This window comes from Bacteroides sp. (assembly GCF_030151085.1).
Lineage (GTDB): Bacteria > Bacteroidota > Bacteroidia > Bacteroidales > Bacteroidaceae > Bacteroides.
Map to the genome: position 1 here is coordinate 1 of NZ_JASLER010000086.1, position 16,527 is coordinate 16,527.

The window sequence follows — 16,527 nt, forward strand, 5'->3', positions numbered from 1 at the left end:
CTCAAAGAAAGCACATCCTCATACTGCCGAAGTTTGGTTCAAGAAGTTACAGCTTGTTTCTTCAGCACTGTTCAGTGTAGGTCATGGTTTGAATGACTCGCAGAAGGTGATGGGTATTATTGCCGCTGCCATGATAGCAGGACACTCCGAAGGCTTGGGTATGGGAATTAATAGTATCAACGATTTGCCCGATTGGGTGGCTTTCTCTTGCTTTACGGCTATTTCATTGGGTACAATGTCCGGCGGATGGAAGATTGTGAAGACTATGGGAACCAAGATTACCAAGGTTACTCCTCTGGAAGGAGTGATTGCGGAAACTGCCGGTGCATTTACCTTGTTCCTGACAGAGTATCTGAAAATTCCGGTAAGTACTACGCACACCATTACGGGAGCTATCATCGGAGTAGGGGCAACGAAACGTCTTTCGGCAGTCCGTTGGGGAGTGACTAAAAGCTTGATGACTGCCTGGGTGCTGACCATTCCGGTAAGTGGATTGTTGGCGGCGGGAGTGTACATCATTGTTTCCTTTTTCTTGGGTTAAGCCTCTATTCTCACACTCATAAGAGGAAACAAGCTTCCTGTTAACTCGCTTAATCGGAATTTTGCATTATCTTTGCAGCCTGAAACTGTAAATTGAATACACTTTGGATTGGCTGTATAGTTTGTTTGTTGAACACTCCGCTTTGCAGGCGGTTGTAGTACTTTCGTTGATTTCCGCCATCGGCTTGGGTCTGGGTAAAATTCATATTTGTGGAATATCCTTAGGCGTGACGTTCGTGTTTTTTGCCGGTATCATTGCCGGACATTTCGGATTGTCCATTGATCCGCAGATGCTGAATTATGCCGAAAGCTTCGGACTGGTGATTTTTGTATATGCATTGGGCTTACAGGTAGGTCCGGGTTTTTTCAGCTCTTTCCGTAGTGGCGGTGTCCGGCTGAATATGCTTGCTGTGGGAGTGGTGCTGATAGGCACGCTGATGACAGTACTCGGCAGCTATGGGTTAGGGATTTCCCTGCCCGATATGGTAGGCATACTGTGTGGAGCTACCACCAATACCCCGGCCCTCGGTGCGGCACAGCAGACATTAAAGCAGATGGGAATGGAATCCAATACCCCTGCTTTGGGCTGTGCGGTGGCCTATCCGTTGGGAGTGGTCGGCGTAATTCTTGCGATACTTGCCATTCGCAAAGTACTGACTCGCAAAGAAGATCTGGAACTGAAGGAAAAAGATAATATAAACAAACCTTATATCGCTGCATTTCAGGTGCACAATCCTGCCATCTTTAATAAGAGTATCAAAGAAATAGGCGGATTGAACTATCCTAAATTTGTCATTTCCCGTTTGTGGCGGGATGGAAAAGTAACGATTCCTACTTCTGAAAAGATTATCAAAGAGGGAGACCGTCTTTTGGTTATCACTCCGGAGAAATACGCACCTGCATTGACAGTGCTTTTCGGCGAGCAGGAGCATACCGACTGGAATAAGGAAGATATAGACTGGAACGCCATAGACAGCCAGTTGATTTCACAACGTATTGTGGTGACCCGTCCCGAACTGAACGGTAAGAAACTGGGTGCCCTTCATCTTCGTAATCATTATGGTATCAATATCAGTCGGGTATATCGTAGCGGCGTGCAACTGCTGGCTACGGCGGAACTGAGATTACAGTTAGGAGACCGTCTTACGGTAATAGGTGAGGCGGCTGCCATACAGAATGTAGCAAAGGTATTGGGTAACGCCATCAAGAGCTTGAAAGAACCTAACTTGGTTGCCGTATTTATAGGCATCATCGTAGGACTAGCATTGGGTGCCATCCCTATAACGATACCGGGTATCAGCGCTCCCGTAAGATTAGGTTTGGCGGGAGGTCCCATCATCGTAGGAATCCTTATCGGCACTTTCGGACCCAGAATGCACATGGTGACCTATACTACCCGCAGTGCCAACTTGATGCTTCGCGCCTTAGGTTTGTCCCTCTACCTGGCTTGCCTGGGATTGGATGCCGGCGCACATTTCTTTGATACGGTATTCCGTCCCGAAGGATTGTTATGGATAGGCGCAGGCTTTGCCCTGACAGTGGTTCCGGTACTGATAATGGGAATCGTAGCCTTTAAATGGATGAAGGTAGATTTCGGAACAACGGCAGGCATGCTGTGTGGAAGCATGGCAAACCCGATGGCATTGAATTATGCCAACGATACCATTCCGGGCGATAATCCGTCAGTGGCATACGCTACGGTTTATCCGTTGTGCATGTTCTTGCGTGTAATTATAGCCCAAGTCCTGCTCATGTTCTTATTAGGCTAGGGTATCTGGAAAGAAGTAATTTCAATCGTAAATTGTAAATCGTTCAATCGTAAATAAATATGGGTAATATAACACCGGAAAGTATAACTAATGACTTGCGTTACTTGCAATTATTGTCACGCAGTTTTCCTACGATAGCCGATGCTAGTACGGAAATTATTAATCTGGAAGCGATTCTGAATCTGCCCAAGGGTACGGAGCACTTTCTGACGGATATTCATGGTGAATATGAAGCTTTCCAACATGTTTTAAAGAACGCATCGGGTGCTGTAAAACGTAAGGTGAACGAAATCTTCGGTCATACCTTGCGCGAGAGTGAGAAGAAGGAAATCTGTACGCTGATCTATTATCCCGAAGAAAAACTGCAATTGATTAAGGAGCAGGAAACCGATTTGGATGACTGGTACCTGATTACCTTGAATCAGTTGGTGAAGGTTTGCCAGAACGTATCTTCCAAATATACCCGTTCCAAAGTACGCAAAGCGCTTCCGGCAGAGTTCTCGTATATCATTCAAGAGTTGTTGCATGAATCCACGATAGAGCCTAACAAGCATGCTTATATCAATGTAATTATCAGTACCATCATTACTACCAAGCGGGCGGATGATTTCATTGTTGCTATGTGTAACCTTATCCAACGCTTGACCATCGACTCGCTGCATATTGTAGGAGATATTTACGACCGTGGTCCGGGTGCCCACATCATCATGGATACGCTTTGCGACTATCATAATTTTGATATCCAATGGGGAAACCATGACATCCTCTGGATGGGAGCTGCATCGGGCAATGATGCCTGCATTGCCAACGTAATTCGTATGTCCATGCGTTATGCCAATCTGGCAACACTGGAAGATGGCTATGGCATCAATCTCTTGCCACTGGCTACTTTTGCCATGGATACTTATACAGACGATCCTTGCACCATCTTTGCACCGAAAATGAACTTTGCCGATGCCGAATACAACGAAAAAACGTTGCGTTTGATTACACAAATGCATAAGGCGATCACGATTATTCAGCTTAAACTGGAGGCGGAGATTATCAGTCGTCGACCCGAATTCGGTCTGGAGAACCGGAAGTTGTTGCATAAGATTGATTTGGAGCGTGGTGTGTTTGTGTATGAAGGAAAAGAATATGAACTACGTGATACCAACTTTCCTACGATCGATCCGGCAGATCCGTATCGTTTGTCGGATGAAGAACGTGAACTGATGACCCGCATTCATACCTCTTTCATGAATAGCGAGAAGATGAAGAAACACATGCGTTGTCTGTTCACATACGGTGGCATGTATCTGGTTTGTAATAGTAACCTGCTTTATCATGCTTCGGTACCGTTGAATGAAGATGGAAGCTTTAAGCACGTACGTATCGGCAAGAAAGAATATTGGGGACATAAGCTCTTGCAGAAAACAGATCAATTGATCCGTACCGCTTATTTCGATGAAGACGGATCGGAAGAGAAACAGTTTGCTTTGGATTATGTTTGGTATATGTGGTGCGGACCGGATGCACCTTCATTCGATAAAGACAAAATGGCTACATTTGAGCGTTATTTTGTTGCTGATAAGTCACTGCATAAAGAAACTAAAGGATACTATTACTCCCTGCGCAACGAGGCGGAAGTTTGTGAACGTATCTTGGCTGAATTCGGTGTGGAACCGGGGCCTCATTCCCATATTATTAACGGTCATGTACCTGTGAAGATCATCAAGGGTGAGAAGCCCATCAAAGCCGATGGTAAATTGTTGGTGATTGATGGAGGATTCTCCAAAGCTTATCAACCCGAAACTGGAATTGCGGGCTACACACTGGTATATCATTCCCACGGCTTGCAATTGGTGCAACATGAACCTTTCCAAAGTAGCCAGAAGGCTATTGAAGAAGGACAGGATATTAAATCCACCACCTTTGTTATCGAGTTCAATTCCCAACGAATGATGGTGAAAGATACGGATAAAGGGGCGGTACTTGTTACCCAGATAGAAGACCTTAAGAAGTTGCTGGTGGCTTATAGAACAGGGTTTATCAAGGAAAAACAATAAACAAGGAAAACACCGCACGTTATGAAGTAAAACACCTGCGGTTTTGAAGTATAAGGCCTCCTATTATTAACCAAAACCCCTGGCATTTCAGTAGCAAATGCCAGGGGTTTTGATTGTAAATGCCAGCTGATTCAGTTATCAATGCCAGCCATTTTAAATAGCAAAATAATCTACGCTTTAGTATTTGAATAAAACCACTCCTCCTTCAATAATCACTCCTTTATCGTATGTGGCTCCTTTGGTATAATAGCGACTTCCGCCATAACCTCCTGTAACGAAAACGCCTAAGTTTTCATTCAATCTATATTCCAGATTCACACGAGCTTGGAGGGCATAAAGACGGGCAGGAATGCCATAGTCTTTGTTTTTGAAAGTTTCTATGTGCTGATAGCCCAAATCACCACTAATAAATAACTGTTTGTAGAGTGGTAGTTCAATACCTGCACGGTAGAAGAGTGCTGCAGAGAACTTATCGCCAAAATCAAGGTAATGAGTACCGCCTCCAAGAATTGTGTAGAACATATTATTCTTAAAACGGGCACCTACATTCAATTTAGTAGCGTTTCCACCGAAAACCATCATCTGCACTTTGGTATTGGGGTTGGCATTGACTAATCCTAATTGGAATCCATCCAGACTTTCTTTGTAATAATTGAATAAACCTATCTGAAGACCTTTGGCACGAATAGCTATATTGGCAGGGGATAGTTGCACGCCTCGGGCTGTACCACCTACCACATTGCCCAAACCGGAAATTTGAATACCGGTCATATCTTCGGCTGTGATACTGCCAAGACCCGCAAGTTGTACACCTCTTAAATCTTTTCCGACTACACTCAATAATCCGGAAGAAGTAAGACCTTTAAAGTTGCCACCGGAGATATTGCCAAGTCCTGCAAAATGTACACCGATGGAGTTGTCCCCGCTGATGTTCAGTAAGCCGCCTAAGATAAGTCCCTGCGTATTATTCCCACTGATATTAGCTAAGCCTGAGAATATTGCGCCTTGAGAATTATTTCCGGTAATACCTACCAATCCTGATACAGACAGACCTGTGAGATTATTTCCGTTGATATTGCTGATGCCTGCTACTTGCACGCCACGCATACTTCCACCTACTACATTGGAGATTCCGGCCATCTGTACACCATTTACATCTCTGCCTACGACGGAGCCAAGAATATTTATCCCCAAACCATCCAGACGGTTCATGGAAGAGAATACTCCCAGATTGAAAAGGGTACTTCCCACGGTATCAGTCTTCTGTGTGGAAATGTTTTTCCATAACGAAAGATTGACTCCTGCCGGACCGTGATCGGTTCGGGAGGTACGTTGCCGTTTAGAGGTAACGGTAGGTGTTAATTCTTCGTCCGGCCAAGGTGCAGGCTTGCTGGTAGCACGTAAGATGGGACGTTGGGCATCTACGGAGCGGAGGTAATCACCCAGTTTCTGTGAAAGTGCTTGGACGATTTCCGGCTTCTCTTGAGCCATATCATGTTTTTCGCTGATGTCGGCGGGAATATTGAAAAGCTCGCGTTTGCCGTTGCCGAAGTAATAAATCAGTTTCCAGTTGCCGGAGCGAATGGAGCAGGTAGCTCCGATTCCGGGACCGGAGGGACCCCAACTATTGGGATAATGCCAGTAGATATCACGGTTCTTCATTTCGCTCTTACCGGTAAGCAGAGGCATGAAGCTGATGCCGTCCCGTTGCTGTACGGTTTCATAGTTTTCTACACCTGCCATATCGAGAATGGTGGGGAAGAAATCTTCGATCATCAGATAATGGTCGCATGTTGTCTGAGGTTTTACAACTCCAGGCCAGCGGACAATCATGGGTTCACGCACTCCACCTTCGTAAGCGGAACCTTTCCCACTGTTGAGCGGATAGTTCTGTGTATGCAGTTGACCTACACGGGTGTGGGCTGCAAGACCACCATTGTCCGACATAAAAATGAGGATCGTATTGTCCGTCATATTATTCTCGTCCAGATAGTCCATAATGTCTCCCAAACTTTTGTCCATACCTTCGATAAGCGTGGCATAAGCAGCTTCTACCGGTGGCAGACCTTTGTCCAGATACTTCTGATAGAAACGCATATCAGGCTGTATGGGCGTATGGATGGCATAATGTGCCATATAGAGGAAAAAGGGTTTGTCTATCTTCTGTGCATCGTCCAGTGCTTTCTTGGCCTCAATGGTGAGGGCTTCGCTCAAGAAAGTATCTGTACCGTGATATTGTTCGAGCCCGGGGACAGCGGCCAACGGACTTTTACCATCGGGTTTATTGCCGAAGTTCTCTTTGCCATAGTAACTGGCAGGTGAGCCGGCAGCATGACCGGCAATATTCACTTCAAATCCCATTTTCAAAGGATCGGCTCCCGGAGTGTCTTCAGCACCGAAATGTGCTTTCCCGCAGTGGATGGTATGATAGTTATGGTCTTTGAGTAATTGTGCCAGGGAGGTTACTTGAGTAGTCCGTTCTATGCCGGGCTCCTGGCAGATACCGTTGACGTTCCATTCCGGATAAATAAGGATGGAGTCCGGTTCTTCGTGCGTGGTGTTTTTGCGGAGCGTCCAACTGGTTACACGATGCCGTGCCGCATTCATACCCGTAAAAAGGCTGACACGTGTAGGAGAACTGATACTACAGGCGTAAGCTTGTGTAAACATCTTGCCTTGTGTAGCCATACGCTCCATATTGGGGGTATGATAAGTATCATTGTACCGGGTACGTTGTGTCCAGAAAGGTAAAGAGGTATCTTGCCAGCCCATATCGTCCACCAAGAACAAAATAATATTGGGATGTTTTTCTGTTGTCGGCATGGCATTGCCTGACGGCACGCCACTAACTTCTCCTGCCACTCCACATATCGGGAACAAGGCAGCAGACAATAATAATCCGTTTTTCATTTAGATAATTCTTTAGAAAGGGTTAGTTCGTTATTTTTATCCTTTAGCTTCTTGATACAAGAAACGTTTGATGGACTTCTTAGGTGTCTTCTCAAATTCTTCGGGATAGATTTTCATCTTGTATATTTGGCTGTAAGCGGGAAGTTCGGTGTTCAAGGAAACACGATTCTCTTCCATCAGGCGCTCAATGTCGTCATTGTTCAATCCGTTGGCAAAAGCTTCGTCAAAATCGGGATAAACAAGACCGACCAGTTTCTCGTTTTGTTGCACAATGATGCTTTCGGCAACGTATGGCATGTTGTTCAACTTATCTTCTATTTCTTCGGGATAGATATTTTGTCCGCTTGGTCCGAGAAGCATGTTCTTGCTGCGTCCTTTGATGGTTACGTTACCTTCGGCATCCATCAAAGCAAGGTCGCCGGTATAAAGCCAACCGTCTTTGTCGAGTACCTGACTGGTTGCTTCTTCATTTTTATAATAGCCTAACATAACATTAGGTCCGCGACAAACAATTTCTCCCGGGATGTTTTCAGGATCAGAAGAGAGTATCTTCACTTCCATACGAGGTACAGCTTTTCCACAAGAACCTGGTTTGAAACGTGACCAGTCTTCGTAACAGATGATAGGACCGCATTCGGTCATGCCATAACCTACGGTATATGGGAACTCAATCATGCGTAGGAATTGCTCTACTTCCTGATTGAAAGCTGCACCGCCAACAACAACTTCGGCAAAGTTTCCACCAAAAGCATTCATGACTTGCTCGCGTACGGTAGCCCGTATCTTGTCATTAATGATAGGCACTTTAAGAAGGAGCTTCATGGTAGGCGTTTCCAGTTTGGGGAGTACATTTTTCTTGATGATCTTCTCGATGATAAGAGGTACGGAAATCACCAGTTTGGGTTTTACCTCGGCAAATGCCTGGAAGATAATCTTCGGGCTGGGCATACGTGTAAGGTAGTAGATGTGGCAACCTGCGGAGAATTCATACAGGAATTCGAAGGCTAATCCGTACATGTGTGCCATAGGAAGTATAGAGACCATTTTATCGCCAGCATTCAGCGTCAGTACTTCGAAGGCAAAGGCGGTGTTCGACCAAAGGCTGCGGTAGGGCAGCATCACTCCTTTAGAGTAACTGGTGGTACCGGAAGTATAATTGATAACAGCCAATTCGTCGGGCTGATCCTTATGATAAGAAATATGTTCTTTGCGGAAGTTCTTGGGATATTTCTTTCCGAACATCTCATTGAGGTGATCGCGCGCATAGTCCAATTTCTCGGTACGCGACACAATGATAGAGAAGTCAGTCATCAGCATGATACCTTCCAATAACGGCATGGCGTTTTCGTTGAGGTTTTCCCAAACCATGTCGCCTACAAACAGAAGCTTGGCCTCGGAATGGTTTACGATATTATGAATATTATCTGCCTTGAATTCGTGTAGAATAGGAACGATCACTGCACCATACGTTACTACTGAGAGGAACGTTACACCCCAGTGAGAACTATTACGGCCACAGACGGCAATCTTATCGCCTTTCTTTATACCGCTTGCTTCAAAAATGATATGTAGCTTTTCTATCTTGCGTGCTACATCTTTATATTGTAAAGTTGCTCCATTATAGTCGGTTAGAGCGTCTAAATCCCAATTTGTTTTAATACTATTTTCTATATAGGCGATAAAACTTTGTTCCATGATATTGCACATTTAGTTGAAATTTGTGCAAATATAAGAGTTTCTGCATAGAAAGCAAACTTTTAGACAGAAAATAGTTTTGCAATATACTTTTTCTAAAACTCTACTGTAACGCCTAGTGTAGGAAGGATTGTTCCGCTTTCTTGTTTCAGATATTTCATTTTATAGCGCTGTTCGTTGACGGGAGCCGAAGGATTCTCAATGATTCCTGTGCTCATAATGACATCCGCTTGCTTTAGTTTGTTGCCGGTAATGTTTTGTATATCCAGATAGATTCCTACCATGCAACGGCGGAAGTAGAAAGACTTGTCTACACGCAAATCGAATTGAGCAAAATTAGGAAGCCGCTCTGTGTTGTAGCGGGAGTAATCATAATAAGGTTGGCCTTTGGCATCCCAGGCTTCTACCAGTGAGGATTTCTCAATATCGTATGGGGTGTAAGGTGCCCCTCCGATATAACTTACTTTGCCACCTATACTCCAGCGTCGGGGCAGATTGTAAGTGCCGCTCATATTAAGAATAAAACGATTGTCCCATGCCGATGAAATATATTCGGCTTCCGAACGGTTGCGGTATTCGCTGCGGAACAGGGTGAAAGAAGAGACGAGGTTGAACCTGCCTGATGCTTGCCATCGAAACATGTTTTCCAAACCGTATGCTCTGCCGTTGGCGGTGGAGGCGAGTGCTTCGTTGCCTACCACACCGTAGTCATTGCCTTTGCATGCCAGTGGGATATTGTCTTGCAAGGAGAGGGGAATACGGTTGTAACGCTTAAAGAAACCTTCGGCCGATACCATGAAACGGTCTTCATAATGCCAATCCAAACCGATGCTGCTTTCCAGCACTTGCATGTATTTCAGGTTCTTATTCAGGTAAATGCCATCGTTATCTTTAAAACCTAAAGCGGTGTAGGGAGGCAACTGGTGGTATAACCCGGCATTTCCGCTTAATGTCCATTGTGGGGTAAGTTTGTAGGAGGCGGAGAGGCGGGGGGATAGTTGTTTCCAAGGTTGCTTCATTTCGCTGCTATACGTGTTGCCATCCATGCGTATGCCGGCAGAGAGTGCCAGACGTTTGTTGGCAGTGGTATAATCGGAGGAAAAGAAAGCTCCCCAACTGAAAATGTTGAGAGAGGTTTCGTAAATGGATAGTATACCTGAATTGCCGAATATCTTCTGACGGGAGTTGTTACTATATATGGAGTTGTTCAGTTCTCCTCCTTCACGCAAAGTCCATTGTCCAAGATTGGTCTGGTTTTCGAAGCGTAAAGTTGTCTTCTGCTCTACTGAACGAAGGCGCAGGGTAAGGTTATCTTCCGAAGAGTCGTCGTTGTTGCGATACTTGATGTTACGGTTATTCAGATAGTTGTGGCTCAGGGTGAGAGATTGTACATGCTTGCCGCTGTAATGTCGGTAAGATGCTCCCAAGGTAAAGGTTTCCTGATTGATGGTTGGCAGGTAGCTCAGCAGATATTCTGCATCCTCTCCTTTTTCATCTGTGTTCAGTTTCATTTTATCAATACCTACCAAGCCGAGAAGCGTCAGCTCGTCGTGTTCGGAAAACTTGGTTTTCACTTTGAATTGTCCGTCTATGAAATTGGGTAGGAAAGGGAGTCCCAAAGCCTTGAACAAGAGTTGCAGATACGACTGGCGGGCAGAAAAAAGATAAGTGGTGCGATCACTTAAATGTCCCGTTCCGCTTAATGAAACTTCGGATGCACCGATGGTAGCCTTGAACGCTTGTTTGTCGGGATTACCGTCTTTTAGCCGGAAATCAAGAACAGAACTCAGCGCACCGGAACGGTTAGCGGGGAAAGCACCTGTATAAAAGGTGATTTCACGTATTAAGTCAGCATTGACAATACTAACCGGACCTCCTGAAGCGCCTTGTGTAGCAAAGTGGTTGATGTTGGGTATCTCAATACCATCCATGTAGAAACGATTCTCCGAAGGTGAGCCACCGCGTACAATCAAGTCATTTCGATAACCGATGGGGGAGAAAGAAACACCGGGATAGGAGCGGACTATACGTGAAACATCCCGGTTGGCTCCCGGACTTTTCTCTATTTCCTGCAAGCCAATGATGCGCATGCTTACCGGACTTTCCAAGCTTCGCCTGAAAGGTGAAGGCATGACAACTACGGTTGATAGCATATTGGCATCTTCCTCCATCTCTATTTCAATGAACGGGGTGGAGGCAGACACTATATATTCGGAAGTAGAAACTGTGTGATACCCTATGCACGAGGCTTCAAAACGATAAATACCCGGAGGTACTTGTTCTATACGAAATACACCAAGCGAATCGGTAGATGCGCCTTTTCCGGGTATGCCGGTTACAAATACATTGGCATAGCCAACGGGACGACGGGATTGCTTGTCGATAACCTTTCCACGGACGGGATAGGTTACGGGAGCAATCCTGGCATTCGCTATCTGACTGATGCTTAATACAAGCAACAGGAATAGCATAAACACAAATTCAACCTTGTTCCGCATAGTAATCACTAATCACTAAACACTAATCACTCCCCAAGATACCAATCATACATCCGTTGTACCCCTTCTTCAATTTCCACTTTATGGTGCCAGCCCAAGGAATGAAGTTTGGAGGGATCGGTCAACTTACGCATGGTACCGTCGGGTTTAGTGCTGTCGAAGGAAAGTTTTCCTTGATAGCCTACGGTAGAAACAATTAACTCAGCCAGTTGTTTGATGGATATCTCTTTGCCTGTACCGATGTTGATATGGCAGTTGCGAATGTCTTTATCACCTTGTTTATAGGTATCTTTGAAGTCTACTTGTTCCATGACGAAGACGCTGGCATCTGCCATCTCCTCGCTCCAAAGGAACTCATGCAGAGGAGTACCGGTACCCCAAAGTTTCACTTCTTCTTCGCTGATTCCATATTTGTTCAGGATGCGTAGAATTTCTTCTTTGTTGTTTTCACCGCTGGTGCCTTCTACCGGGCGGAGGTTCATATCCCGGCGTACAGCATCCCAGTCATTCTGTTTCAGGCAATGGGCAAGGTGTATTTTGCGAATCATGGCGGGAAGCACATGGCTACGTTCCAGGTCGAAATTATCATTAGGACCGTAAAGATTAGTGGGCATTACGGCAATGTAGTTTGTGCCATATTGCAGGTTGAAACTTTCGCACATTTTCAGTCCGGCAATTTTGGCGATGGCGTATGGCTCGTTAGTATATTCCAGCGGAGAGGTGAGCAGGGCATCTTCCTTCATGGGTTGCTCGGCATCACGAGGGTAGATGCAAGTACTTCCCAGGAAAAGAAGCTTTTTCACATTGTGGCGGAAGCTTTCACCGATAATGTTTTGCTGTATTTGCAGGTTCTTGTAGATAAAGTCGGCACGGTAGATGCTGTTTGCCATGATACCACCTACAAAGGCGGCGGCAAGGAAGACGTATTCCGGCTGTTCTTCATCGAAGAACTTGCGAACGGCTACTCCATCGAGCAGGTCAAGTTCTTTGTGGCTTTTGCCTACAAGATTGGTATATCCTTTCTCTTGCAGGTTTTTCCAAATAGCAGAACCTACCAATCCACGATGACCTGCGATGTATATTTTTGCGTTTTTGTCTAACATAATAATCTCAATTTATTTCTAATCTTCTTTGCTTCTTAAGTGCAACTTCTTCACGAATTTCATGTCGTGTGCCGCCATGATACGTACCAGTTCTTCGAAACTGGTTTGTCTGGGGTTCCAGCCCAGCAATGTTCTGGCTTTGGTGGGGTCTCCTAAGAGTTGCTCTACTTCTGCCGGACGGAAGTACTTAGGGTCAACTTCTACAAGCACTTTGCCGGTTTTCACATCGATACCTTTTTCATTAACTCCTTTACCTTCCCAAAGCAGTTCGATACCTACTTCTTTGAATGCCAAAGTAGCGAACTCACGAACGGTATGCATTTCACCGGTAGCGATGACGAAATCTTCCGGGGTATCGTGTTGCAGGATGAGCCACATACATTCTACGTAATCTTTGGCATATCCCCAGTCACGCAATGAATCGAGGTTACCCAGGTATAGCTTATCTTGAAAACCTTGTGCGATACGAGCGGCAGCAAGTGTTATTTTGCGGGTTACGAAAGTCTCGCCACGGCGTTCGCTTTCATGATTGAACAGAATGCCGTTAACGGCAAACATTCCATAGCTTTCGCGATAGTTCTTGGTGATCCAGAAACCGTATTGCTTGGCTACGCCATATGGACTGCGGGGATAGAACGGTGTCGTCTCTTTTTGAGGAACTTCCTGCACTTTGCCGAACAGCTCGGAGGTGGATGCCTGATATATTTTTGTTTTCTTCTCCATACCCAGAATGCGAACAGCTTCGAGCATGCGCAGAGTACCTACGGCATCGGTCTCAGCAGTGTATTCGGGCACATCGAAGGAGACTTTTACATGGCTCTGTGCGGCCAGATTGTATATTTCATCGGGTTGAACTTGTTGAATAATGCGGATGAGCGAACTACTGTCCGTCAAGTCACCGTAGTGCAAGTTGACGGTACGTTTCTGCTTCATGTCACGTACCCACTCGTCAAAGTAGAGGTGTTCGATGCGTCCTGTATTGAAGGAGGAGGAACGGCGCAAGATACCATGTACCTCATATCCTTTTTGTAAAAGGAATTCGGCAAGGAACGAACCGTCCTGCCCGGTAATTCCGGAAATAAGAGCTTTCTTCATTCTGAATTATTTTTGTTTACTGTTTTTGTAGGGGGCAAAATTCGTCATTTTTTGTGAGATGACAAAACTTATATAGTGATTAGTGATCAGCCGGACAAATCTGTTTTTTCCCTAGTACCTTGTCAATCACCAATGCAATTGCTCCATCGCCTGTAACATTACAAGCTGTTCCGAAACTATCCATCGCAATGTAGAGTGCAATCATCAACGCTTGTGCCGATTCATCAAATCCCAGCATGGATTGCAGAATGCCCAATGCTGCCATGATAGCACCACCCGGAACGCCCGGAGCAGCCACCATTGTAATACCCAACATAAAGATGAAGCCTGCAAATAATGAGAAATCGTGTGGCATGCCCTGCATAATCATCAAAGCCAATGCGCATGCCACAATCTTCAACGTGCTGCCCGATAAGTGGATAGTAGCGCAGAGCGGAATGACGAAACCGGCAATGTCCGCAGACACCCCGTTCTTCTTCGTCTGTTCCAGTGTTACCGGAATGGTGGCGGCAGAAGATTGGGTTCCTAACGCCGTAAAATATGCGGGCAACATTCTACCTAAAAGTTTAAAAGGATTTCTGTGTACAAATAATGCCGCAATGCAATACTGGAATACCAACAGGAAAATATGCAGCAGGAAGATGACTCCGATTATCTTGATAAATACCATCAGTATGCCGAACACTTGTCCGGAATGAGTCATGTTGAGGAAAATACCGAATATATAAATGGGTAATAAAGGAAGGATTACTGCACTTATCATCTTGACGATAATCTCCTGAAAATCGCGTGCTACATTCTTTAGTGCATCGCTCCGTAATTGTGCCAATCCAAGTCCTAAAGTGAAGGCCAGTACCAGTGCCGTCATCACATTCATTAAAGAGGGGATAGCTACCGAAAAATAAGGTAAAATACCTTGCGCTTCACTCACTTGTTCAAGAGGGGCTCCGGGTGTGATGAGTGAAGGAAAAAACGCCATACCTGTAAAATAAGATAGAAATCCGGAAAAGAGAGTTGCACCGTATGCAATGAACGCTGTAACCAAAAGCATCTTTCCTGCCCCTTTACCAATATCAGCAATGGCAATCGTTACTAATCCCAAAATAATGAGCGGAATAGAAAAGTTCAAGAATTCACTGAAGATGCCGTTAAAGGTTACAAACAGACGCACTAGCGGTGCGGGAAGAAAATTTCCGAATAGAATACCCAGGATAATAGCGATAATAATACGCGGCAATAAACCGATATGGATCTTTTTCATAAGCTTTAAGATTACACTTTAATGTGATTGACCTATCGATTGCAAAAGTAATATTTTATTTTCGAAATTCATACGAACAAATGGCATGAGCATTTTGTTTCATAACAAAGACAAAATTTACAAGTATATGGAGAATATAAATAAAACAGACATTGGACTTATCGGGCTGGCTGTGATGGGAGAAAACCTTGCACTTAATATGGCGGATAAAGGATGGAATGTTTCAGTCTACAATCGAACTGTGCCCGGAGTAGAGGAAGGAGTAGTGGAACGTTTCATTAACGGTCGTGCCAAAGGTAAAAGTATTGAAGGCTTTACAGACATCGCCGATTTTGTAGCATCTATTGCTACTCCCCGTAAAATAATGATGATGGTTCGTGCCGGTAGTGCGGTGGACGAATTGATGGAACAGCTATTTCCCCTTTTATCAGAAGGTGATATTTTAATAGACGGTGGTAACTCCAATTACGAAGATACCAATCGTCGGGTTGTACTTGCCGAGAAAAAAGGTTTCCGTTTCGTAGGTGCCGGTGTTTCCGGTGGAGAAGAAGGGGCGTTGAACGGCGCTTCCATTATGCCGGGCGGTTCGGAGAGTGCTTGGGAAGAAGTAAAACCTATCTTACAAAGTATAGCAGCAAAAGCATCGGACGGTACTCCGTGTTGCGGGTGGGTAGGGCCGGCTGGCTCAGGACACTTTGTTAAGATGATTCATAACGGCATTGAATATGGTGATATGCAGTTGATTGCCGAGGCTTACTGGGTGATGAAGAAACTGCTCGATTTGAATAATGAACAAATGGCTCAGGTGTTCTCCTATTGGAATGAAGGCAAATTGCGTAGTTATCTGATTGAGATAACTGCCAATATCTTACGTCATAAAGACAAAACCGGAGATTATCTGATAGATAAAATACTTGATACGGCTGGGCAGAAAGGTACTGGCAAATGGTCGGTTATCAATGCAATGGAACTGGGTATGCCGTTGGGACTGATTGCTACAGCGGTATTCGAACGTAGTCTATCAGCTCAAAAGAGTTTGCGTGAAACTGCTTCCAAGCAATTTGTAACCCACCACTCACAGGTCGTATACAACAAACCGGATATGGTGAAAGATATCTATTCCGCTTTATACGCCTCCAAACTAGTGTCATACGCACAAGGATTTGCTGTATTGCAGCGCGCTTCCGACGCTTTTGGCTGGAATCTTGATTTAGCTTCCATCGCCCGTATGTGGCGGGGAGGTTGTATTATCCGCAGTATCTTCCTGAATGATATTGCAGCAGCATTTGAGGCCAAAGAGAAACCCAAACATCTTTTATTGGCACCTTACTTCAAAGAAGAGATGCAACAATTACTTGTCGGTTGGAAGCAACTAGTGGCACAAACCATGAAAGAAGAACTTCCGGTGCCGGCTTTCTCTTCTGCATTGAACTATTTCTATTCACTTATATCAGCGAAGTTGCCAGCTAATATGATTCAGGCGCAACGTGATTATTTCGGTGCGCACACTTTTGAAAGAGTGGATGAACTTCGCGGACAATTCTTCCATGAAAACTGGACAGGACATGGAGGCGATACAAAGTCGGGAAGTTACAATGTATAATCTCC

General features: G+C 45.0%; 9 protein-coding genes and 2 pseudogenes. 4 read left to right on the forward strand and 7 right to left on the reverse strand.

What is annotated here, in order from left to right; genetic code table 11:
* The 3 genes from Q1W14_RS18225 to Q1W14_RS18235 all read left to right on the forward strand — a co-directional run.
* The coding region (locus Q1W14_RS18225) for an inorganic phosphate transporter (RefSeq protein ID WP_300704039.1) at positions 1-541 on the forward strand (541 nt) is incomplete at its 5' end.
* A 103-nt stretch (positions 542-644) separates the two neighbouring features.
* A complete protein-coding gene (locus Q1W14_RS18230) occupies positions 645-2,309 on the forward strand; it encodes a putative transporter (protein WP_300704042.1) in 1,665 nt (554 codons plus the stop codon).
* Between the two features lie 59 nt (positions 2,310-2,368).
* On the forward strand, positions 2,369-4,357 hold the full coding sequence (locus Q1W14_RS18235; protein ID WP_300704044.1) for a fructose-1,6-bisphosphatase: 1,989 nt from the start codon (positions 2,369-2,371) through the stop codon (positions 4,355-4,357).
* A gap of 177 nt (positions 4,358-4,534) precedes the next feature.
* Here the strand turns inward: Q1W14_RS18235 and Q1W14_RS18240 are convergent.
* The 7 genes and pseudogenes from Q1W14_RS18240 to Q1W14_RS18270 form a co-directional block, all read right to left on the reverse strand.
* A pseudogene (locus tag Q1W14_RS18240) lies at positions 4,535-5,698 on the reverse strand (hypothetical protein); the annotation flags it as partial.
* Between the two features lie 24 nt (positions 5,699-5,722).
* Positions 5,723-7,267 (reverse strand): annotated as a pseudogene (locus Q1W14_RS18245) (sulfatase); the annotation flags it as partial.
* A gap of 36 nt (positions 7,268-7,303) precedes the next feature.
* Positions 7,304-8,962, reverse strand: coding sequence for a long-chain fatty acid--CoA ligase (locus Q1W14_RS18250; protein ID WP_300704048.1), 1,659 nt, complete (start codon positions 8,960-8,962; stop codon positions 7,304-7,306).
* A gap of 95 nt (positions 8,963-9,057) precedes the next feature.
* Entirely contained in the window at positions 9,058-11,460 is a 2,403-nt protein-coding gene (locus Q1W14_RS18255) for a TonB-dependent receptor (RefSeq protein ID WP_300704051.1), read from the reverse strand.
* 26 nt (positions 11,461-11,486) lie between these two features.
* Positions 11,487-12,563, reverse strand: a complete 1,077-nt coding sequence (locus Q1W14_RS18260; RefSeq protein ID WP_300704053.1) for a GDP-L-fucose synthase — start codon at positions 12,561-12,563, stop codon at positions 11,487-11,489.
* 18 nt (positions 12,564-12,581) lie between these two features.
* Complete coding sequence (gene gmd / locus Q1W14_RS18265; protein ID WP_300704055.1) at positions 12,582-13,658, reverse strand: GDP-mannose 4,6-dehydratase; 1,077 nt, start codon at positions 13,656-13,658, stop codon at positions 12,582-12,584.
* 79 nt (positions 13,659-13,737) lie between these two features.
* On the reverse strand, positions 13,738-14,919 hold the full coding sequence (locus Q1W14_RS18270) for a dicarboxylate/amino acid:cation symporter (protein ID WP_300704058.1): 1,182 nt from the start codon (positions 14,917-14,919) through the stop codon (positions 13,738-13,740).
* A gap of 127 nt (positions 14,920-15,046) precedes the next feature.
* Between Q1W14_RS18270 and gnd the strand changes: the two genes are divergently transcribed.
* A complete protein-coding gene (gnd, locus tag Q1W14_RS18275; RefSeq protein ID WP_300704060.1) occupies positions 15,047-16,522 on the forward strand; it encodes a decarboxylating NADP(+)-dependent phosphogluconate dehydrogenase in 1,476 nt (491 codons plus the stop codon).
* The last annotated feature ends 5 nt before the right edge of the window (positions 16,523-16,527 follow it).